The organism is Pseudomonas sichuanensis, assembly GCF_024749065.1.
GTDB lineage: Bacteria > Pseudomonadota > Gammaproteobacteria > Pseudomonadales > Pseudomonadaceae > Aquipseudomonas > Aquipseudomonas sichuanensis.
Genome location: NZ_CP087185.1, coordinates 811,543 through 833,003 on the forward strand (window position 1 = coordinate 811,543; position 21,461 = coordinate 833,003).

Genomic DNA, 21,461 nt, shown 5'->3' on the forward strand with positions numbered 1-21,461 from the left:
TTGTCGGCCAGCTCAGCGGCGTTTGCCGGTGAGCTGGTAGGATGTCGCCGCGCGGGGGCTTGCTCCCGCGTTGGCGTGTCTGGAACACGAGAATTATTTACAGCATCTGTCTGGGCGCATTCGCGTATGGCGGCAGGTGCTGACGGCACGACGCAATGATTGCGCACCGTGTGCCGAACGCCCACAAGAGTGCAAATGACCTATGGCAAAGCGTGATTTTTATGAGGTCCTGGGTGTCGAGCGAGGCGCCAGCGAAGGTGATCTCAAGAAGGCCTATCGCCGCCTGGCGATGAAGTACCACCCGGACCGCAACCCCGGTGATAAGGCGTCGGAAGACAGCTTCAAGGAGGCCAACGAGGCCTACGAAGTGTTGTCTGATGCCAGCAAGCGCGCGGCGTACGACCAGTACGGCCACGCCGGCGTCGACCCGAGCATGGGTGGCGGTGGTGCGGGCTTCGGCGGCGCCAACTTCTCCGACATCTTCGGCGATGTCTTCAGTGACTTCTTTGGTGGCGGCCGTGGTGGCTCGCGTGGCGGCGCTCAGCGCGGCAGCGACCTGCGCTACACCCTTGAGCTGAATCTTGAGGAAGCGGTGCGTGGCACCACGGTCAGCATTCGCGTGCCTACCCTTGTCAACTGCGCGCCGTGCGACGGTTCGGGCGCCAAGAAGGGCTCGACCCCGTCGACCTGCCCGACCTGTGGCGGTATCGGCCAGGTGCGCATGCAGCAGGGCTTCTTCTCGGTGCAGCAGACCTGCCCGCGCTGCCATGGCCAAGGCAAGATCATCACCGACCCTTGCAATTCCTGCCATGGCGAAGGCCGTGTCGAGGAATACAAGACCTTGTCGGTCAAGGTGCCGGCTGGCGTCGATACCGGCGACCGCATTCGCCTGTCCGGCGAAGGCGAGGCGGGGGCTCATGGCGGCCCGACCGGCGACCTGTACGTGGTGGTCAGCGTGCGTGAGCACGGCATCTTCCAGCGCGACGGCAAGCACCTGTACTGCGAAGTGCCGATCAGCTACACCGACGCAGCCCTGGGCGGCGAGCTGGAAGTGCCGACCCTGGACGGCCGCGTGAAGCTGAAAATCCCGGAAGGCACCCAGACCGGCAAGCAGTTCCGCCTACGCGGTAAGGGTGTGGCGCCGGTGCGTGGCGGTGCGGCGGGTGACCTGCTGTGTCGTGTGGCGGTGGAAACCCCGGTCAACCTCAGCCGTCGCCAGCGCGAGCTGCTCGAAGAGCTGCGTGACTCCCTCGAGGGCGACAGCTCCCACTCGCCCAAGGCCAGTGGCTGGTTCGAAGGCGTGAAGCGCTTCTTCGGCGATCTCTGAGAAGGAACAGGCTATGCGACGTATTGCAGTGATGGGCGCGGCAGGGCGGATGGGCAAGACCCTCGTCGAGGCGGTGCAGCAACAGGCGCCACAGGCGGGCCTGACGGCGGCGATCGATCGTCCCGACAGCTCGCTGGTCGGGGCCGATGCCGGTGAGCTGGCGGCCCTGGGCCGGATCGGCGTGACGATCTGCGACGACCTGGCCAAGGTGGTCGACGAGTTCGATGTGCTGATCGACTTCACCCACCCTTCGGTGACCCTGAAGAACCTGGCGTTCTGCCGCAAGGCGGGCAAGGCCATGGTCATCGGTACCACCGGTTTCACGCCTGAAGAGAAAGAGCAACTGGCCGAGGCGGGCAGGGAGATCCCGATCGTCTTCGCCGCCAACTTCAGCGTGGGCGTCAACCTGAGCCTCAAGCTGCTGGACATGGCAGCCCGGGTGCTGGGTGATGACGTGGATATCGAGATCATCGAGGCGCACCACCGGCACAAGGTCGATGCACCTTCGGGTACCGCGCTGCGCATGGGTGAAGTGGTCGCCAATGCACTGGGGCGTGACCTGCAGGAAGTCGCGGTCTATGGTCGTGAAGGCCAGACCGGCGCCCGTGACCGCAAGACCATCGGTTTTGCCACGGTGCGTGCCGGCGACGTGGTCGGTGATCACACCGTGCTGTTCGCCGCCGAAGGTGAGCGCCTGGAGATCACCCACAAGGCGTCGAGCCGCATGACCTTCGCCAAGGGTGCGGTACGTGCCGCGCTGTGGCTGGATGGGCGTGAGCCTGGGCTGTACGACATGCAGGATGTGCTCGAGCTGCGTTGAGCCGTTAGCGCGGCGTTGGTTTCTTCGCGGGTAAACCCGCTCCCACAGAGATGGCGCAGGGCTGAAGGTGCGCGGTCCCTGTGGGAGCGGGTTTACCCGCGAAGAGGTCGCCGCCGAAGTCAGCCTGTCGCATCCATGTGTTTTAGAGGCACATCTGCGGTAGACCCAAAACGCACTTTTCTGTAAGCTACAGCTTTAGTGTGTCCACTAAAAGCGCGCAGCGAATTGAATTCAGCACATGAAAGCGGGGTGACGTGTCCATACGTCACTCCGCTTTTTTGCAACCTGCGATCGCCCTTTCATGCTTGATCTACGGGAGGTCTTCTTGACAAAGCCAGCCATACTCGCCCTTGCCGACGGCAGTATTTTTCGCGGTGAAGCCATCGGTGCCGACGGTCAGACCGTTGGTGAGGTGGTGTTCAACACTGCTATGACCGGCTACCAGGAAATCCTTACAGACCCTTCCTATGCCCAGCAAATCGTTACCCTGACCTACCCGCACATCGGCAACACCGGCACCACGCCGGAAGATGCCGAGTCGAACCGCGTCTGGTCCGCCGGCCTAGTCATCCGTGACCTGCCGCTGCTGGCCAGCAACTGGCGTAACACCCAGTCGCTGCCTGACTACCTCAAGGCCAACAATGTCGTCGCCATCGCTGGCATCGACACCCGTCGCCTGACCCGTATCCTGCGTGAAAAAGGTGCTCAGAACGGCTGCATCCTCGCTGGTGACAACATCACCGAAGAGCAGGCCATCGCCGCTGCCCGCGCCTTCCCGGGCCTGAAGGGCATGGACCTGGCCAAGGTCGTTTCCACCAAAGAGCGCTACGAGTGGCGCTCCAGCGTGTGGGAGCTGAAAACCGACAGCCACCCGACCCTCGAAGCCGCCGACCTGCCGTACCACGTGGTCGCCTTCGACTACGGCGTCAAGCTGAACATCCTGCGCATGCTGGTTGCTCGCGGCTGCCGCGTGACCGTGGTGCCGGCGCAAACCCCGGCCAGCGAAGTGCTCGCGCTCAACCCCGATGGCGTGTTCCTGTCCAACGGCCCTGGCGATCCCGAGCCATGCGACTACGCCATCCAGGCGATCAAAGAGATCCTCGACACCGAGATCCCGGTGTTCGGCATCTGCCTCGGCCACCAACTGCTGGCCCTGGCCTCCGGCGCCAAGACCGTGAAGATGGGCCACGGCCACCACGGTGCCAACCACCCGGTCCAGGACCTGGACACCGGCGTGGTCATGATCACCAGCCAGAACCACGGTTTCGCCGTTGACGAAGCCACGCTGCCGGCTAACGTACGCGCCATCCACAAGTCGCTGTTCGACGGCACCCTGCAGGGTATCGAGCGCACCGACAAGAGCGCGTTCAGCTTCCAGGGCCACCCTGAAGCGAGCCCAGGCCCGACCGACGTCGCGCCACTGTTCGATCGTTTCATCGATGCCATGGCCAAGCGCCGCTGAGCATCCTGCTGCAAGGCCCCGGGGCGGCGTGTGCCGCGCCCGGAAGCGCCTGACCCAGATTGTTCAAGACGGCTTGCCGACTGACCCGCGGATTTGAGTGACAACCATGCCAAAACGTACAGACATCAAAAGCATCCTGATTCTCGGCGCTGGCCCGATCGTGATCGGCCAGGCCTGCGAATTCGACTACTCCGGCGCCCAGGCCTGTAAGGCCCTGCGCGAGGAAGGTTTCCGCGTCATCCTGGTGAACTCCAACCCGGCCACCATCATGACCGACCCGGCCATGGCCGACGCTACCTACATCGAGCCGATCAAATGGCAGTCGGTGGCCAAGATCATCGAGAAAGAGCGCCCGGACGCGGTGCTGCCGACCATGGGTGGCCAGACTGCACTGAACTGCGCCCTGGACCTGGAGCGCCACGGCGTTCTGGAGAAGTTCGGCGTGGAGATGATCGGTGCCAACGCCGACACCATCGACAAGGCTGAAGACCGTTCGCGCTTCGACAAGGCCATGAAAGACATCGGCCTGGAGTGCCCGCGCTCCGGTATCGCCCACAGCATGGAAGAGGCCAACGCGGTCCTCGAGAAGCTCGGCTTCCCATGCATCATCCGCCCGTCGTTCACCATGGGCGGCACCGGCGGCGGTATCGCCTACAACCGTGAAGAGTTCGAAGAAATCTGCACCCGCGGTCTGGACCTGTCGCCGACCAAAGAGCTGCTGATCGACGAATCGCTGATCGGCTGGAAAGAGTACGAGATGGAAGTGGTCCGCGACAAAAAGGACAACTGCATCATCGTCTGCTCGATCGAAAACTTCGACCCGATGGGCGTGCACACCGGTGACTCGATCACCGTTGCTCCAGCGCAGACCCTGACCGACAAGGAATACCAGATCATGCGCAACGCCTCGCTGGCGGTGCTGCGTGAGATCGGTGTTGAAACCGGCGGTTCCAACGTGCAGTTCGGTATCTGCCCGAACACTGGCCGCATGGTCGTGATCGAGATGAACCCGCGCGTATCGCGTTCGTCTGCCCTGGCTTCCAAGGCCACCGGCTTCCCGATCGCCAAGATCGCCGCCAAGCTGGCCATTGGTTACACCCTCGACGAGCTGCAGAACGACATCACCGGCGGCCGTACCCCGGCGTCGTTCGAACCGTCGATCGACTACGTCGTCACCAAGCTGCCACGCTTCGCCTTCGAGAAATTCCCGAAAGCCGACGCCCGTCTGACCACCCAGATGAAATCCGTGGGTGAAGTCATGGCCATCGGCCGTACCTTCCAGGAATCCCTGCAGAAAGCCCTGCGCGGCCTGGAAGTAGGCGCCTGCGGCCTCGACCCGAAAGTCGACCTGGCCAGCCCTGAGGCTGCCAGCATCCTCAAGCGCGAGCTGACCGTGCCGGGCGCCGAGCGTATCTGGTACGTGGCCGACGCCATGCGTTCGGGCATGACCTGCGAAGAAATCTTTGCCCTGACCGGCATCGACATGTGGTTCCTGGTGCAGATGGAAGATCTGATCAAGGAAGAAGAGAAGGTCAAGACCCTGGCCCTGTCGGCGATCGACAAGGACTACATGCTGCGCCTCAAGCGCAAGGGCTTCTCGGATCAGCGTCTGGCCGTGCTGCTGGGCATCACCGACAAGAACCTGCGCCGTCACCGCCACAAGCTGGAAGTGTTCCCGGTGTACAAGCGCGTCGACACCTGCGCCGCCGAGTTCGCCACCGACACCGCCTACCTGTACTCGACCTATGAGGAAGAGTGCGAGGCCAACCCGTCGACCCGTGACAAGATCATGATCCTCGGTGGTGGCCCTAACCGTATCGGCCAGGGCATCGAGTTCGACTACTGCTGCGTGCACGCGGCACTGGCCCTGCGTGAAGACGGTTACGAGACCATCATGGTCAACTGCAACCCGGAAACCGTCTCCACCGACTACGACACCTCCGACCGCCTGTACTTCGAGCCGCTGACCCTGGAAGACGTGCTGGAAGTCTGCCGCGTCGAGAAGCCGAAGGGCGTCATCGTCCACTACGGCGGCCAGACCCCGCTGAAACTGGCTCGCGCCCTGGAAGAAGCTGGCGTGCCGATCATCGGTACCAGCCCTGACGCCATCGACCGCGCCGAAGACCGCGAGCGCTTCCAGCAGATGGTTCAGCGCCTGAGCCTGCTGCAGCCGCCAAACGCCACCGTGCGCAGCGAAGACGAAGCCATCGTTGCCGCTGGCAAGATCGGTTACCCGCTGGTGGTGCGTCCGTCCTACGTACTGGGCGGCCGTGCCATGGAAATCGTCTACGAGCTGGACGAGCTGAAACGCTACCTGCGTGAAGCGGTGCAGGTGTCCAACGACAGCCCGGTACTGCTCGACCACTTCCTCAACTGCGCCATCGAGATGGACGTGGATGCGGTGTGCGACGGCACCGACGTGGTAATCGGCGCGATCATGCAGCACATCGAGCAGGCCGGCGTTCACTCCGGTGACTCGGCGTGCTCGCTGCCGCCGTACTCGCTGAGCCAGGACGTGCAGGACCAGGTTCGCGACCAGGTCAAGAAGATGGCCCTGGAGCTGGGCGTGGTTGGCCTGATGAACGTGCAGCTGGCCCTGCAGGGCGACAAGATCTACGTGATCGAAGTCAACCCGCGCGCTTCGCGTACCGTGCCGTTCGTTTCCAAGTGCATCGGCACTTCGCTGGCGATGATCGCCGCCCGTGTCATGGCCGGCAAAACCCTGAAAGAGCTGGGCTTCACCCAGGAAATCATCCCGAACTTCTACAGCGTCAAGGAAGCGGTATTCCCGTTCGCCAAGTTCCCAGGGGTTGACCCGATCCTCGGCCCTGAGATGAAATCGACCGGTGAAGTGATGGGCGTCGGTGACAGCTTCGGTGAAGCCTTCGCCAAGGCCCAGATGGGCGCCAGCGAAGTGCTGCCGACCGGCGGTACCGCGTTCATCAGCGTGCGTGACGACGACAAGCCACAAGTGGCTGGCGTTGCCCGCGACCTGATCGCCCTGGGCTTCGAAGTGGTCGCCACTGCTGGCACCGCGAAGATCATCGAGGCTGCTGGCCTGAAGGTGCGTCGCGTTAACAAGGTGACCGAAGGTCGTCCGCACGTGGTCGACATGATCAAGAACGACGAAGTGTCGCTGATCATCAACACCACCGAAGGCCGCCAGTCGATCGCCGACTCGTACTCGATTCGTCGCAATGCGCTGCAGCACAAGATTTACTGCACCACTACCATTGCGGCCGGTGAAGCCATCTGCGAAGCGCTGAAATTCGGCCCTGAAAAGACCGTTCGTCGCTTGCAGGATCTGCATGCAGGACTTAAAGCATGAGCATTACCAAGTACCCGATGACCGTCCAGGGCGCTCGCGCCCTGGAAGAGGAGCACCTGTTCCTGAGCAAGACCGAGCGCCCGCGCCTGAGCCAGGCGATCGGTGAAGCCCGTGAGCTGGGTGACCTCAAGGAAAACGCCGAATACCACGCCGCCCGCGAAGAGCAGGGCATGGTCGAGGCGCGTATCCGTGATATCGAAGGCCGTCTGCAGAACTCGGTGGTGATCGACGTGACCACTATCGCTCACACCGGCAAGGTGATTTTCGGGACCACCGTGGACCTGGAAAACACCGAGACCGGCGATCAGGTGACCTACCAGATCGTCGGCGAGGACGAAGCCGACATCAAGAAGGGCAAGCTCTCGGCGGGTGCGCCAATTGCCCGTGCCATCATCGGCAAGGAAGAAGGTGACATCGTCGTCGTCAAGACGCCAAGTGGCACGGTCGAGTACGAGATTGTCGAAGTCAAGCACATCTGACCGGCGCCTGCGGGCGCCATCCCTCGAGGGGATCCTCTGGCAACTGGCCCAGGTATTCTGGGTCGGTGGCCTGTGGGTGTTCCATGTGGGGCTGGTGCCGGCGCTCAAGGTCAGTGGCCTTGCGCCGCTGCTGGTGCATGATGTGGCCGGGCAGATCGACCGCTGGTTGATCGGCGTGGCGATGCTCGGGCTGTTGACCCAGCTGGCGGTATTGGCGAGGGTGGACGGCCTGGCGGCCTGGTGGCGGCAGTTCCGTGGGCAGATGTTGCTGCTTGGCTTTGCTGCCTGTGTCAGCTACTACACGCTGCGCTACGGTATTTCCGTGGGTGAACGCTGGCAGATGTTCTGCTTCTTGGTGCTGGGTTTTTCCGGCATCGTGCTGGTGGCCCAGCCAGTTCCGGTCAGGGCGCGCAAGGCGCGCCACTGATCGGCTCCACCCTTACTTGAAGCGGTGGATGTTGGACAGCTGCTTGTTCGGCTGTGGGTTCTTGCGGTAGATCAGCGCTTTCTTGCCGATGGTCTGCACCAGCTCGGCGCGGCCGACCTTGCACAGTTCGGCGATCGCGGCGGCGCGCTCTTCACGGTCTTCCGAACGGATTTCGACCTTGATCAGCTCGTGATCGGCCAGGGCGCGCTCCAGTTCGGCGGCGACGCCTTCGTTCACACCGTTGCCAGCAACGATCAGGACCGGCTTCAGGTCATGACCAATGGACTTGTATTGCTTCTTCTGCTCGTTATTGAGCGGCATAATCTGACCCTTTTCGTCTGATTCTGTAAAATTGACGGGCATTTTACCCGAGGGCCCCTGGCTCCGCCCAGTCAAACACGACGCATATCATCGAGGTGCCCCGTGGTACAACGTTCCAAAAGCAGCGCAAACTGGCTGCGCGAGCATTTCAACGACCCTTTTGTGAAACAGGCGCAGAAGGATGGCTACCGCTCGCGTGCGAGCTACAAACTGCTGGAGATCCAGGAGAAAGACCGCCTGATCCGTCCCGGCATGAGCGTGATCGACCTCGGCGCAGCGCCAGGTGGCTGGTCGCAGGTGACCAGTCGTCTGATTGGTGGCCAAGGGCGGTTGATCGCCTCGGACATCCTGGAAATGGACTCGATCCCGGACGTGACCTTCATCCAGGGGGACTTCACCCAGGACGAAGTGTTGCAGCAGATCCTGGCAGCGGTCGGCGATTCGCACGTAGACCTTGTGATTTCCGATATGGCCCCCAATATGAGTGGTACGCCCGCGGTGGACATGCCGCGCGCCATGTTCCTCTGTGAGCTGGCTCTGGATCTGGCAACCCGCGTGCTTAAGCCGGGCGGGGATTTCCTGATCAAGATTTTCCAGGGCGAAGGTTTCGACATGTACCTGAAGGACGTGCGCAGCAAGTTCGACAAGGTGCAGATGCGCAAGCCATCGTCCTCGCGGGATCGCTCCCGTGAACAGTACCTGTTGGGCAAGGGTTTCAAAGGGGCATGAAAGGCGTACTGCGGGGTGGCCGATAGTTAATTCCAATCAGCCGCCCCGTCTGGATTGTCCGAACTTCGTGTAGTCTAGCTTTCACAAAGGGTTACAGACGGTGCCTGCGGTTGCGTAGGTAATGTAGTAAGTTAGGGCGATGAATATCATGCGAGGCACGGCTGCGTCGTGCGCCGGCCTCAGAGGGTAGCGAATTGAACGACATGGCAAAGAATCTGATCCTGTGGTTGATCATCGCCGCCGTCCTGGTGACGGTGATGAACAACTTCTCCAGCCCTAACGAGCCGCAGACCCTCAACTATTCCGACTTCATCCAGCAGGTCAAGGATGGCAAGGTCGAGCGCGTGACCGTCGACGGCTACATCATTACCGGCAAGCGCACCGACGGCGACAACTTCAAGACCGTGCGTCCGGCCATCACCGACAACGGCCTGATCGGCGATCTGGTCGACAACCACGTGACCGTCGAGGGCAAGCAGCCCGAGCAGCAGAGCATCTGGACTCAGTTGCTGGTGGCGAGCTTCCCGATCCTGGTGATCATCGCCGTGTTCATGTTCTTCATGCGCCAGATGCAGGGCGGTGCCGGCGGTAAAGGCGGCCCGATGAGCTTTGGCAAGAGCAAGGCGCGCCTGCTCTCCGAAGACCAGGTCAAGACCACGCTGGCTGACGTCGCGGGTTGCGACGAGGCCAAGGAAGAGGTCGGCGAGCTGGTCGAGTTCCTGCGCGACCCGGGCAAGTTCCAGCGCCTGGGTGGCCGTATCCCGCGTGGCGTGCTGATGGTGGGCCCACCTGGTACCGGTAAGACCCTGCTGGCCAAGGCCATCGCCGGTGAAGCCAAAGTGCCGTTCTTCACTATCTCGGGTTCCGACTTCGTTGAAATGTTCGTCGGTGTCGGTGCCAGCCGTGTGCGCGACATGTTCGAGCAGGCGAAGAAGCACGCCCCCTGCATCATCTTCATCGACGAAATCGATGCCGTCGGTCGCCACCGTGGCGCCGGCATGGGCGGCGGTCACGACGAGCGTGAGCAGACCCTCAACCAGCTGCTGGTCGAGATGGATGGCTTCGAGATGAACGATGGCATCATCGTCATCGCCGCGACCAACCGTCCGGACGTGCTCGACCCGGCGCTGCTGCGCCCGGGCCGCTTCGACCGCCAGGTGGTGGTCGGCCTGCCGGACATCCGTGGCCGTGAGCAGATCCTCAAGGTCCACATGCGCAAGGTGCCGATTGGCGAGAACGTCAACCCGGCGGTCATTGCTCGCGGCACCCCTGGTTTCTCCGGTGCCGACCTGGCCAACCTGGTCAACGAGGCGTCGCTGTTCGCCGCCCGCGCCAGCAAGCGCGTGGTCGAGATGAAGGAGTTCGAGCTGGCCAAGGACAAGATCATGATGGGCGCCGAGCGCAAGACCATGGTCATGTCCGAGAAAGAGAAGCAGAACACCGCTTATCACGAAGCCGGTCACGCCATCGTTGGTCGCGTGGTACCTGAGCATGATCCTGTCTACAAAGTGTCGATCATCCCGCGTGGTCGCGCGCTGGGTGTGACCATGTTCCTGCCGGAAGAGGACCGCTACAGCCTGTCCAAGCGCGCCCTGATCAGCCAGATCTGCTCGCTGTACGGTGGCCGTATCGCCGAAGAAATGACCCTGGGCTTCGATGGCGTCACCACCGGTGCCTCCAACGACATCATGCGTGCCAGCCAGATTGCCCGGAACATGGTCACCAAGTGGGGCCTGTCCGAGAAGCTCGGGCCGCTGATGTACGCGGAAGAAGAGGGCGAAGTGTTCCTCGGTCGCAGCGCCGGCAGCCAGCACGCCAGCGTGTCGGGCGAGACCGCCAAGATGATCGACTCGGAAGTGCGCGCGATCATCGATCAGTGCTACGCCACGGCCAAGCAGATCCTCACCGACAACCGTGACAAGCTCGACGCCATGGCCGAAGCATTGATGAAGTACGAAACCATCGATGCCGACCAGATCGACGACATCATGGCGGGCCGCACTCCGCGTGAACCGCGTGACTGGGACAATGATGCCGGCACTTCCGGCAACCAGGCCTCCCAGGGTGATCGTCCGGAGTCGCCGATCGGCGGCCCAGCGGCTCAACACTAAGGGTAGCCATGAGTTCACAGCAGTACCCGACCCGGTTGCCTTGCGGCAACCGGGTTCTTGATTTGTCCCGTACCCATGTCATGGGTATCCTCAATATCACCCCCGATTCCTTCTCCGACGGCGGGCGCTTCAGCCAGCGCGACGCGGCGCTGCGTCACGCCGAGGCGATGGTGGCCGCAGGCGCGACCCTGGTCGATGTCGGCGGCGAGTCCACGCGACCCGGTGCCCGGGCTGTTTCGCCCCTCGAGGAACTGGAACGCGTGGCGCCCATCGTTGAAGCGATCAGCAGCCGCCTTGATGTGATCATCTCCGTGGATACCTCGACGCCCGCAGTCATGCGCGAGTCGGCCCGCGTTGGTGCCGGCCTGATCAACGACGTGCGCGCCCTGGAGCGCGACGGTGCGCTTGATGCCGCTGCCGCTACAGGGTTGCCGGTGTGCCTGATGCACATGCGCGGCGAGCCGGGCAACATGCAGGACAATCCGCATTACGAGGATGTGACCGCCGACGTCACGCGCTACCTTGAGCAGCGCATGGCGGCCTGTGCGGCGGTCGGCATCGACGCCGATCGTATCGTCCTCGATCCCGGGTTTGGGTTTGCCAAGACCCTCGAGCACAACCTGAGCCTGTTCAAACACATGGAAGCGCTTTACCGCCTCGGGCGGCCACTGTTGGTGGGCGTCTCGCGCAAGAGCATGATTGGCCTCACGCTGGATCGCCCGGTAGGTGAGCGGCTCTACGGCAGCCTGGCGCTGGCGGCACTGGCCATGACCAAGGGCGCGAGCATCCTGCGCGTTCATGATGTCGCCGAAACGGTCGATGTAGTGCGCATGATCGCCGCCGTGCAGAGCGCCGAATAAGAAAACTGGAGTCCCTATGAGCAGAAAATACTTTGGTACCGATGGTATCCGTGGTCGCGTTGGCCAGTTCCCCATCACCCCGGACTTCATGCTGAAACTCGGCTGGGCCGCGGGCATGGCCTTCCGCAAGCAGGGTCACTGCCGTGTGCTGGTCGGCAAGGACACCCGTATCTCCGGCTACATGTTCGAGTCGGCGCTCGAGGCTGGCCTTTCTGCCGCCGGTGCCGATGTGATGCTGCTCGGGCCGATGCCGACCCCGGCGATCGCCTACCTTACCCGCACCTTCCACGCCGAAGCCGGTATCGTCATCAGTGCGTCGCACAACCCGCACGACGACAATGGCATCAAGTTCTTCTCGGGCAATGGCACCAAGCTGCCGGACGAAGTCGAGTTGATGATCGAGGAGTTGCTCGACCAGCCGATGACCGTCGTCGATTCGGGCAAGCTGGGCAAGGTTTCGCGCATCAACGATGCGGCCGGCCGCTACATCGAGTTCTGCAAGAGCAGCGTGCCTACCAGCACCAGTTTCGAAGGCCTCAAGGTCGTGGTGGACTGCGCCCACGGCGCCACCTACAAAGTTGCCCCCAGCGTGTTCCGTGAGCTGGGCGCTGATGTGACGGTGCTGCATGCCGCACCGGATGGCCTGAACATCAACGAAGGCTGCGGTTCGACGCACATCGAGTCGTTGCAGGCTGCGGTACTGGTTGGGCATGCCGACCTGGGTATCGCCTTTGACGGCGATGGTGACCGGGTGCTGATGGTCGATCACACCGGCGCCATCGTCGACGGTGATGAGCTGCTGTACATCATCGGCCGCGACCTGCACGAGCGCGGCAAGCTGCAGGGTGGCGTGGTGGGTACCTTGATGAGCAACCTTGGCCTGGAGCTGGCGTTCAAGGAACTGGACATTCCGTTCGTGCGAGCGAAAGTCGGCGACCGCTATGTCATGGCCGAACTGATTGAGCGCGAGTGGCTGCTGGGGGGGGAAAACTCCGGGCATGTCGTGTGCTGCAACCACACAACCACTGGTGATGCGATCATCGCCGCGCTGCAGGTGCTGATGGCCCTCAAGCGTCGCGGCGAAACCCTTGCCCAGGCGCGCCAGGGCGTGCGCAAGTGCCCTCAGGTGTTGATCAATGTGCGCTTCGAAGCAGGCAAGAGCGACCCGTTGAAAAACCCTCTGGTGAAAGCCGCAAGCGACAAGGCGACCGAAGACATGGCGGGGCGCGGGCGTGTGCTGTTGCGCAAGTCCGGCACCGAGCCACTGGTGCGCGTCATGGTCGAGGGCGACGACGAAAACCAGGTGCGTGGCCATGCCGAAGCCCTGGCCAAGCTGGTCGCTGAAGTTTGTGCCTGAAGAGGCTTGCCAGCGCAGATCGGGTTGGGTAAGATCTGCGCCCACTTTGACCGACGAGGTAAAGCATGCGTCGCCCCATGGTAGCTGGTAACTGGAAGATGCACGGTACCCGCGCCAGCGTCGCTGAGCTGACTCAGGGCTTGGGCAATCTGCCCCTGCCAAGCGGTGTGGAAGTCGCGGTGTTTCCGCCATCCCTGTTCATTGATCAAGTGATCAAGGGCCTGGAAGGAAAGGGAATCACCGTTGGCGCACAGAATTCTGCTGTACAGCCTGAACAAGGCGCGCTGACCGGCGAAGTTGCACCGAGTCAGTTGGCTGAAGTTGGTTGCAAATATGTTCTGGTCGGGCATTCCGAGCGTCGCCAAATTATTGGTGAAACTAACGAAGTGCTAAATCAAAAGTTTGCAGCTGCTCAGAAAAGTGGTTTGACGCCAGTGCTCTGTATAGGGGAAACTCTCGAAGAGCGCGAGGCAGGCAAGACGCTTGAAGTTGTAGGGCGTCAACTAAGCAGTGTTATCGACGCGTTCGGTATTGCCGCTTTTGCCAACGCAGTAATTGCCTATGAGCCTGTATGGGCCATCGGTACTGGTTTGACGGCCTCGCCACAGCAAGCCCAGGATGTGCATGCAGCCATCCGCAAGCAGTTGGCGGCGAAGGACGCCGAAGTTGCAGCTAACGTGCAGCTTCTCTACGGCGGCAGCGTGAAGGCGGCCAATGCGGCCGAACTGTTCGGCATGCCGGATATCGATGGGGGGCTCATTGGTGGAGCGTCCCTGAATGCAGACGAATTCGGTGCAATTTGTCGCGCCGCAGGAAACTGAACAATGCTGGAAACAGTCGTAGTTGTTTTTCATCTGTTGGCGGCATTGGCACTGGTAGTAATGGTGCTGCTGCAACAGGGTAAAGGTGCGGAAGCAGGTGCATCTTTCGGCGCAGGTGCTTCAAATACTGTGTTCGGAAGCCAAGGTTCCGCTACCTTTTTGAGTAAAGTTACTGCTATACTTGCCGCCACTTTCTTTTTGACTGCACTTGGGTTAGGATACTTCGCCAAGCAGCAGGCTCACCAGCTGACTCAAGCTGGTCTGCCAGATCCAGCAGTGCTGGAAGTCAAAGAGCAAAAACCGGCAGTCAACGATGATGTACCGGTGCTCCAGCAGCAGAAGAGCGAAACCACCAACTCTGGTGATGTACCTCCTCCGGCGAAAGAGCAGCAGTAACGGGTTTCAAATGTAGTATTGCCGAGGTGGTGGAATTGGTAGACACGCAACCTTGAGGTGGTTGTGCCCATAGGGTGTAGGGGTTCGAGTCCCCTTCTCGGTACCAATTGAAGCAAGAGAGCCCGCTTTAAGCGGGCTTTCTTGTAGGTGGAGGTTGGATTGACCCTCAAGGGGGTTCGGTCTTATACTTTCGCCCCAGCTTTGTCGCGGGGTGGAGCAGCTTGGTAGCTCGTCGGGCTCATAACCCGAAGGTCGTTGGTTCAAATCCAGCCCCCGCAACCAGCTTCAGCGGAGCCCCTTTTCAGGGGCTTTTTGCTAGCCAACAGTTTTCGGCGTCGTTGTCCTACGGCGCTTTCAGGGATGGGCGCTTCGCCCATTTTTTATTTGCACAGCATGCACGAGGGGGTTCAGGTGTCGAGCAAGCTAGAACAGTTGCAGGCCTTGTTGGCCCCAGTGGTCGAGGGGCTGGGCTATCAGTGCTGGGGGATCGAATACGTCTCCCAAGGTAAGCATTCGGTACTGCGTATCTACATCGACAAGGAAGGCGGCATTCTGGTGGAGGACTGCGAAGCGGTCAGCCGTCAGGCCAGCGCCATCCTGGATGTGGAAGACCCGATCAGCAGTGAATACACCCTCGAGGTTTCCTCTCCAGGCATGGATCGCCCGCTGTTCACTCTGGAACAGTTTGCCTCGCATGCCGGCGAGCAAGTGAAGATCAAGCTGCGTACGCCCTTCGAAGGTCGTCGTAACTTCCAGGGCCTTCTCCGCGGTGTGGAGGAGCAGGATGTGGTGGTCCAGGTGGATAACCATGAGTTCCTGCTGCCGATCGACTCGATCGACAAGGCCAATATTATTCCCAGTTTTGACTGAGACGTGCCGGGCCCGGCGGAAATTTACGGGCCCAATGGCTTGCGCAAGGCGAGGCGTACGATGAGCAAAGAAGTACTGCTGGTTGTTGAATCGGTATCCAACGAAAAGGGTGTACCGCCCGGCGTCATTTTCGAGGCGCTGGAAGTGGCTCTGGCCACTGCAACCAAAAAGCGTTTTGAGGACGAAGTCGACCTGCGTGTGGAAATCAACCGCCACACCGGTAGCTACGAAACGTTCCGTCGTTGGACGGTCGTCGAGGAAGCGGATCTGGATGATCCGGCAATCGAGGTCTGGCCAGCAAAAATTCAGGAAAGTCATCCTGAAGCCAAAGTTGGCGACGTGATCGAAGAGAAGATCGAATCGATCGAGTTCGGTCGCATTGCTGCGCAAACCGCCAAGCAAGTCATCGTGCAGAAGGTTCGCGAAGCTGAGCGCGCCCAGGTGGTCGACGCCTACCGCGAACGCGTTGGCGAGATCATCTCCGGTACCGTGAAGAAGGTCACCCGCGACAACGTCATCGTCGACCTGGGCAACAACGCCGAAGCGCTGCTGGCCCGTGAAGACATCATCCCCCGTGAGACCTTCCGGGTCGGTGTGCGCCTGCGTGCACTGCTCAAGGAAATCCGCACCGAGAACCGTGGCCCGCAGCTGATCCTGTCGCGCACCGCGCCGCAGATGCTGATCGAGCTGTTCCGCATCGAAGTGCCGGAAATCGCCGAAGGCCTTATCGAAGTCATGGCCGCCTCCCGTGATCCGGGATCGCGTGCCAAGATCGCCGTCCGCTCCAAGGACAAGCGCATCGACCCACAAGGTGCCTGTATCGGCATGCGTGGTTCGCGCGTCCAAGCCGTATCCGGCGAGTTGGGTGGCGAGCGTGTGGATATCGTCCTCTGGGACGAGAACCCGGCGCAGTTCGTCATCAACGCCATGTCGCCGGCAGAGGTTGCCGCGATCATCGTTGACGAAGACGCCCATGCGATGGATATCGCCGTTGGTGCCGACAACCTGGCTCAGGCCATTGGTCGTGGCGGTCAGAACGTTCGTCTGGCCAGTCAGCTGACCGGCTGGACCCTGAACGTGATGACCGAGTCGGACATCCAGGCCAAGCAACAGGCTGAAACCGGCGACATCCTGCGTAATTTTGTTGAGGAACTGGAAGTCGACGAAGAACTGGCACAAGTGCTGGTCGACGAAGGCTTCACCAACCTTGAAGAAATTGCCTACGTACCGTTGGAAGAAATGCTCAACATCGATGGCTTTGACGAAGAAATCGTCAATGAGCTCCGCGCTCGAGCCAAGGACCGTTTGTTGACCAAGGCCATCGCTACCGAAGAAAAACTGGCAGACGCCCATCCGGCCGAAGACCTGCTCTCCCTCGAGGGCATGGACAAGGACCTGGCGGCCGAACTGGCGGTGCGCGGCGTGGTTAACCGCGAAGACCTGGCCGAGCAGTCGATCGACGATCTGCTCGACATCGACGGCATCGACGAAGAGCGTGCCGGCAAGTTGATCATGGCCGCCCGAGCCCACTGGTTCGAGTAATTAGGCGCGGCCTGAGGAGAGAAGTGCATGACGCAAGTCACGGTGAAAGAACTGGCCCAAGAGGTCGAGGCACCGGTAGAGCGCCTGCTGCAGCAGATGCGTGAGGCAGGTCTGCCGCACACCGACGCCGGTCAGGTAGTGACCGACAATGAGAAGCAGACCCTGCTGACTCATTTGAAAAGCAGCCACAAGAGCAAGGCGGAAGAGCCGCGCAAGATTACCTTGCAGCGCAAAACCACCAGCACCCTGCGTGTCGCCGGTAGCAAGAGCATCAGCGTAGAAGTACGCAAGAAGAAAGTATTCGTGCAGCGCAGCCCGGAAGAGATCCAGGCTGAGCAGAAGCGCGAGCAGGAAGAGCGCCGCGCGGCTGAAAACGCCGCTCGCGAGAAGGTCGAAGCCGAAGTGCGTCAGCGCAACGAGGAGCAGGCACGCCGTCAGGCCGCCGAAGCCCCGGCCGCTGCCCCGGTAGCCAAGGCCGAGCCTGCCGCTGTTGCTGCCCCGGTAGTGGCCAATGCGCCGGTGTCCGAAGACGCCGCCGCGCGTGCTGCCGAGCGCAAGAAAGACGAGACCCGTCGCAACGAAAGCCGCAGCCGTGATGACGATCGTCGTGGTGGTGGCCCAGCTGCTGCCGGCCGTGGCGAAGCGCCGCGCATGTCGGTCAAGGTCAAGGTCAAGGAGAAGGAAAAGGCTCCGACTCCACGCGCCGCGCCACGCACCACCGAAGAAGAAAGCGATGGTTTCCGTCGTGGTCGCGGTGGCAAGAGCAAAGGCAAGAAGCGCAACCAGCATGGCTTCCAGAGCCCGTCCGGCCCCGTCATCCGTGACGTGACCATCGGCGAGACCATCACGGTTTCGGACCTGGCCCAGCGCATGTCGGTCAAAGGTGCTGAAGTCGTCAAGTTCATGTTCAAGATGGGCACTCCGGTCACCATCAACCAGGTGCTCGACCAGGAAACCGCTCAGCTGGTAGCAGAAGAGCTGGGTCACAAGGTCACCCTGGTCAGCGATACCGCCCTGGAAGACTCCCTGGCCGAATCGCTGAAGTTCGAAGGTGAAGTCGAATCGCGCGCGCCGGTCGTTACCGTCATGGGTCACGTTGACCATGGTAAGACCTCGCTGCTCGACTACATCCGTCGTGCCAAGGTTGCTGCTGGCGAAGCCGGTGGCATCACCCAGCACATCGGTGCCTACCACGTCGAAACCGACCGTGGCATGGTCACCTTCCTCGACACCCCAGGCCACGCTGCGTTTACTCAGATGCGTGCCCGTGGTGCCAAGGCCACCGACATCGTCATCCTGGTGGTGGCGGCGGACGACGGCGTGATGCCGCAGACCCGCGAAGCCGTTCAGCATGCCAAGGCTGCTGGCGTGCCGCTGGTGGTTGCCGTGAACAAGATCGACAAGCCGGGTGCCGACCTCGATCGCATCCGCAACGAGCTGGCCGTCGAAGGCGTCACCTCCGAGGACTGGGGTGGTGACACTCCGTTCGTCAAGGTGTCGGCGAAGATGGGTACCGGTGTCGACGAACTGCTCGAAGCCGTACTGCTGCAGGCCGAGATTCTCGAACTGACCGCCACCCCGACGGCTCCAGGTCGCGGTGTCGTGGTTGAATCGCGTCTGGACAAAGGCCGTGGCCCGGTTGCCACCATCCTGGTTCAGGACGGCACCCTGCGTCAGGGCGACATGGTCCTGGTCGGCTCCAACTATGGCCGCGTGCGTGCCATGCTCGACGAGAACGGCAAGCCTGTGAAGGAAGCTGGCCCGTCGATCCCGGTCGAGATCCTCGGCCTGGATGGCACTCCGGACGCCGGTGACGAAATGTCCGTGGTGGCCGACGAGAAGAAAGCCCGTGAAGTTGCCCTGTTCCGTCAAGGCAAGTTCCGTGAGGTCAAGCTGGCTCGTGCTCACGCCGGCAAGCTGGAAAACATCTTCGAGACCATGGGTCAGGAAGAGAAGAAGACCCTCAACATCGTCCTCAAGACCGATGTGCGTGGCTCCCTGGAAGCGCTGCAGGGCTCGCTCGGCGGCCTGGGCAACGACGAAGTTCAGGTGCGTGTGATCGGTGGCGGCGTCGGTGGTATCACCGAGAGCGACGCCAACCTGGCACTGGCCTCGAACGCGGTGCTGTTCGGCTTCAACGTGCGTGCCGATGCCGGTGCGCGCCGGATCGTCGAGCAGGAAGGTCTGGATATGCGTTACTACAACGTGATCTACGACATCATCGAAGACGTCAAGAAAGCCCTGACCGGCATGCTCGGCAGCGATGTTCGCGAGAACATCCTGGGTGTCGCCGAAGTGCGTGACGTGTTCCGTTCGCCGAAGTTCGGCGCCATCGCTGGCTGTATGGTCATCGAGGGTACCGTGTACCGCAACCGTCCGATCCGCGTACTGCGCGACGACGTTGTGATCTTCGAAGGCGAGCTGGAATCGCTGCGTCGCTTCAAGGACGATGCTTCCGAAGTGCGTAACGGCATGGAGTGCGGTATTGGCGTCAAGAGCTACAACGACGTCAAGGTCGGCGACAAGATCGAAGTCTTCGAGAAAGTCCAGGTGGCTCGTACCCTTTAAGGGCGAGCCCGCTGCCAACCCCCGTCGTACGGCGGTTGGCAGCGCCTCTGCAGGTAGCGCCCGGTCAGGCTTGTGTCTGAACCGGGCGTTTGCCGCTTTAGAAACAGGTAGCAAAAATGGCAAAAGAATACAGCCGTACCCAACGTATCGGCGATCAGATGCAGCGCGAGCTGGCCGAACTGATCCGCCGCGAAGTCAAGGACCCACGCGTGGGCCTGGTGACCATCACCGCCGTCGACGTCAGCCGCGACGTGGGCCATGCCAAGGTCTTCATCACCGTCATGGGTGAAGAAACCCCGGACGCCGTGCAGCAGTCGCTCAAGGCCCTCAACAGTGCCGCCAGCTTCCTGCGCCTGCACCTGGGCCGCTCGATGCAGCTGCGCAGCGTGCCGCAACTGCATTTCCACTTCGATGAAAGCGTCAGCCGTGGCGTGCACCTGTCGGCACTGATCGAGCGGGCGGTCGCCGAAGACCGTCTGCACAAGGATGCCGACGAGCCGGGCGCCAAGGAGTAAGCGGTGGCCCAGGTCAAACGTATCCGCCGCAACGTCAGCGGCATCATCCTGCTCGACAAGCCGCTGGGGTTCACCTCCAACGCCGCGTTGCAGAAGGTCCGCTGGTTGCTCAATGCCGAGAAGGCCGGCCACACCGGCAGCCTCGACCCACTGGCCAGCGGCGTGCTGCCGCTGTGCTTCGGTGAAGCGACCAAGTTCTCGCAGTACCTGCTCGAGTCCGACAAGGGCTACGAAACGGTCATGCAGATGGGGCAGACTACCAACACCGGTGATGCCGAGGGCGAAGTCCTGCAGACCCGTGAGGTGACCGTCGGTCGCGCCGACATCGAGGCAGTGCTGCCGCGTTTTCGCGGCCCGATCAGCCAGATACCGCCGATGTACTCGGCGCTCAAGCGTGACGGCCAGCCGCTTTACAAGCTGGCACGTGCAGGAGAGGTAGTGGAGCGCGAGGCGCGTTCTGTTACTATTGGCCGCTTGGAGTTGCTCGAGTGCGAAGGCACCCGTGCACGGCTGAGCGTAGGATGCAGCAAAGGCACCTATATCCGTACCCTGGTGGAGGATATTGGCGAGGCACTTGGCTGTGGCGCCTATGTCGCCGAACTGCGCAGGACCCAGGCCGGGCCCTTCGCACTGGCACAGACCGTGACCCTCGAGGAGCTCGAACAGGCCCACGCCGAAGGTGGCAACGAAGCGCTCGATCGCTTCCTCATGCCGTCCGACAGCGGGCTGCAGGACTGGCCGCTGTTGAGCCTTTCCGAGCACAGTGCGTTCTACTGGCTGCACGGCCAGGCCGTACGTGCTCCGGATGCGCCGCAGTTCGGCATGGTCCGCGTACAGGATCACAACGGTCGCTTCATCGGTATCGGTGAAGTGAGCGAAGACGGGCGCGTGGCGCCGCGTCGGCTGATTCGGTCGGAATGACCGGAACCGCAGGCCCAGGCTTCGGCTAAAGCCTGCGGATACAAGGGTGGCTGTCAGTAGGCACGGTCACACCTTTTTTATTAATACAGGGATCAAGTCCCTGGCCTATTGGACCCCGCTTGCGGGATCCGTTTATCAGGAGAAGCCACATGGCCCTCAGCGTTGAAGAAAAAGCTCAAATCGTTGCCGACTACCAGCAAGCTGCTGGCGATACTGGTAGCCCGGAAGTTCAGGTTGCTCTGCTGACCGCGAACATCAACAAGCTGCAAGGCCACTTCAAGGCCAACGGCAAAGACCACCACTCGCGTCGTGGCCTGATCCGTATGGTTAACCAGCGTCGTAAGCTGCTGGACTACCTGAAGGGCAAAGACACCACTCGTTACAGCGCCCTGATCGGTCGCCTGGGCCTGCGTCGCTAATAGCGGCCTGGTCAGTGGTGTGCATGGCGGACTCATCGGCAACGCTGCCTGGCAGCGTTTCCGTTGGGCACGCCATGCGTATCTTCGAGGTTGGCAGCCTGGCAATGCCGAGCGGGATTTCCGCTCGGCGCCAGGCTCCCAGCCTCGTGTTGTATCTGGACGGTCAATGGGGCCGATTCCCTGTTCTG

General features: G+C 61.7%; 19 protein-coding genes and 2 tRNA genes. 20 read left to right on the plus strand and 1 reads right to left on the minus strand.

The genetic code is table 11. From position 1 onward, the window contains the following. Window positions 1-202 precede the first annotated feature (202 nt). The 6 genes from dnaJ (at window position 203) to LOY51_RS03780 (ending at window position 7,843) form a co-directional block, all read left to right on the plus strand. On the plus strand, window positions 203-1,327 hold the full coding sequence (dnaJ, locus tag LOY51_RS03755) for a molecular chaperone DnaJ (protein WP_125462532.1): 1,125 nt from the start codon (window positions 203-205) through the stop codon (window positions 1,325-1,327). 13 nt (window positions 1,328-1,340) lie between these two features. Beyond that, window positions 1,341-2,147 carry a 4-hydroxy-tetrahydrodipicolinate reductase gene (dapB, locus tag LOY51_RS03760; protein WP_125462533.1) on the plus strand — a complete coding sequence of 269 codons (807 nt, stop codon included), beginning with the start codon at window positions 1,341-1,343 and terminating at the stop codon, window positions 2,145-2,147. 325 nt (window positions 2,148-2,472) lie between these two features. Next, window positions 2,473-3,609, plus strand: coding sequence for a glutamine-hydrolyzing carbamoyl-phosphate synthase small subunit (gene carA / locus LOY51_RS03765; protein ID WP_125857392.1), 1,137 nt, complete (start codon window positions 2,473-2,475; stop codon window positions 3,607-3,609). Window positions 3,610-3,715: 106 nt separating this feature from the next. Further along, on the plus strand, window positions 3,716-6,937 hold the full coding sequence (gene carB / locus LOY51_RS03770; RefSeq protein WP_125857394.1) for a carbamoyl-phosphate synthase large subunit: 3,222 nt from the start codon (window positions 3,716-3,718) through the stop codon (window positions 6,935-6,937). Continuing rightward, a complete protein-coding gene (greA, locus tag LOY51_RS03775; protein WP_189654514.1) occupies window positions 6,934-7,416 on the plus strand; it encodes a transcription elongation factor GreA in 483 nt (160 codons plus the stop codon). The genes carB and greA overlap by 4 nt, the downstream gene beginning before the upstream one ends. Continuing rightward, window positions 7,394-7,843, plus strand: coding sequence for an MFS transporter (locus tag LOY51_RS03780; RefSeq protein WP_110995202.1), 450 nt, complete (start codon window positions 7,394-7,396; stop codon window positions 7,841-7,843). The genes greA and LOY51_RS03780 overlap by 23 nt, the downstream gene beginning before the upstream one ends. Window positions 7,844-7,855: 12 nt before the next feature. Here the strand turns inward: LOY51_RS03780 and LOY51_RS03785 are convergent, their stop codons facing one another. After that, entirely contained in the window at window positions 7,856-8,164 is a 309-nt protein-coding gene (locus LOY51_RS03785) for a YhbY family RNA-binding protein (RefSeq protein WP_027595032.1), read from the minus strand. A gap of 102 nt (window positions 8,165-8,266) precedes the next feature. On the opposite strand from LOY51_RS03785, the gene rlmE reads away from it, so the two are divergent. The 14 genes from rlmE to rpsO all read left to right on the plus strand — a co-directional run bounded on the left by rlmE (window position 8,267) and on the right by rpsO (window position 21,273). Beyond that, on the plus strand, window positions 8,267-8,893 hold the full coding sequence (gene rlmE, locus LOY51_RS03790; protein ID WP_125462536.1) for a 23S rRNA (uridine(2552)-2'-O)-methyltransferase RlmE: 627 nt from the start codon (window positions 8,267-8,269) through the stop codon (window positions 8,891-8,893). A gap of 203 nt (window positions 8,894-9,096) precedes the next feature. After that, on the plus strand, window positions 9,097-11,004 hold the full coding sequence (gene ftsH, locus LOY51_RS03795) for an ATP-dependent zinc metalloprotease FtsH (protein WP_110995204.1): 1,908 nt from the start codon (window positions 9,097-9,099) through the stop codon (window positions 11,002-11,004). An 8-nt stretch (window positions 11,005-11,012) separates the two neighbouring features. After that, the gene (gene folP, locus LOY51_RS03800; protein WP_125857395.1) at window positions 11,013-11,864 is read left to right on the plus strand and encodes a dihydropteroate synthase; all 852 of its coding nucleotides are present in this window, start codon (window positions 11,013-11,015) and stop codon (window positions 11,862-11,864) included. 16 nt (window positions 11,865-11,880) lie between these two features. Further along, a complete protein-coding gene (gene glmM, locus LOY51_RS03805) occupies window positions 11,881-13,221 on the plus strand; it encodes a phosphoglucosamine mutase (protein WP_125462538.1) in 1,341 nt (446 codons plus the stop codon). 65 nt (window positions 13,222-13,286) lie between these two features. Beyond that, window positions 13,287-14,042 (plus strand): triose-phosphate isomerase, encoded by a 756-nt coding sequence (gene tpiA / locus LOY51_RS03810; protein ID WP_125857396.1) that lies wholly within the window; start codon window positions 13,287-13,289, stop codon window positions 14,040-14,042. A 3-nt stretch (window positions 14,043-14,045) separates the two neighbouring features. Continuing rightward, a complete protein-coding gene (secG, locus tag LOY51_RS03815; RefSeq protein ID WP_011532138.1) occupies window positions 14,046-14,438 on the plus strand; it encodes a preprotein translocase subunit SecG in 393 nt (130 codons plus the stop codon). A 20-nt stretch (window positions 14,439-14,458) separates the two neighbouring features. After that, window positions 14,459-14,544: transfer RNA gene (locus LOY51_RS03820), tRNA-Leu, on the plus strand. 99 nt (window positions 14,545-14,643) lie between these two features. After that, window positions 14,644-14,720: transfer RNA gene (locus LOY51_RS03825), tRNA-Met, on the plus strand. Between the two features lie 129 nt (window positions 14,721-14,849). Further along, window positions 14,850-15,308, plus strand: coding sequence for a ribosome maturation factor RimP (rimP, locus tag LOY51_RS03830; RefSeq protein ID WP_016391791.1), 459 nt, complete (start codon window positions 14,850-14,852; stop codon window positions 15,306-15,308). Window positions 15,309-15,368: 60 nt separating this feature from the next. Further along, complete coding sequence (nusA, locus tag LOY51_RS03835) at window positions 15,369-16,850, plus strand: transcription termination factor NusA (protein ID WP_125462540.1); 1,482 nt, start codon at window positions 15,369-15,371, stop codon at window positions 16,848-16,850. Between the two features lie 27 nt (window positions 16,851-16,877). Further along, complete coding sequence (gene infB, locus LOY51_RS03840) at window positions 16,878-19,418, plus strand: translation initiation factor IF-2 (protein ID WP_125857397.1); 2,541 nt, start codon at window positions 16,878-16,880, stop codon at window positions 19,416-19,418. A 116-nt stretch (window positions 19,419-19,534) separates the two neighbouring features. Beyond that, window positions 19,535-19,933 (plus strand): 30S ribosome-binding factor RbfA, encoded by a 399-nt coding sequence (gene rbfA / locus LOY51_RS03845; protein ID WP_110995210.1) that lies wholly within the window; start codon window positions 19,535-19,537, stop codon window positions 19,931-19,933. Between the two features lie 3 nt (window positions 19,934-19,936). Next, complete coding sequence (gene truB / locus LOY51_RS03850) at window positions 19,937-20,854, plus strand: tRNA pseudouridine(55) synthase TruB (RefSeq protein WP_125462542.1); 918 nt, start codon at window positions 19,937-19,939, stop codon at window positions 20,852-20,854. Between the two features lie 149 nt (window positions 20,855-21,003). Continuing rightward, window positions 21,004-21,273, plus strand: coding sequence for a 30S ribosomal protein S15 (gene rpsO, locus LOY51_RS03855; RefSeq protein WP_009404303.1), 270 nt, complete (start codon window positions 21,004-21,006; stop codon window positions 21,271-21,273). Window positions 21,274-21,461 lie beyond the last annotated feature (188 nt).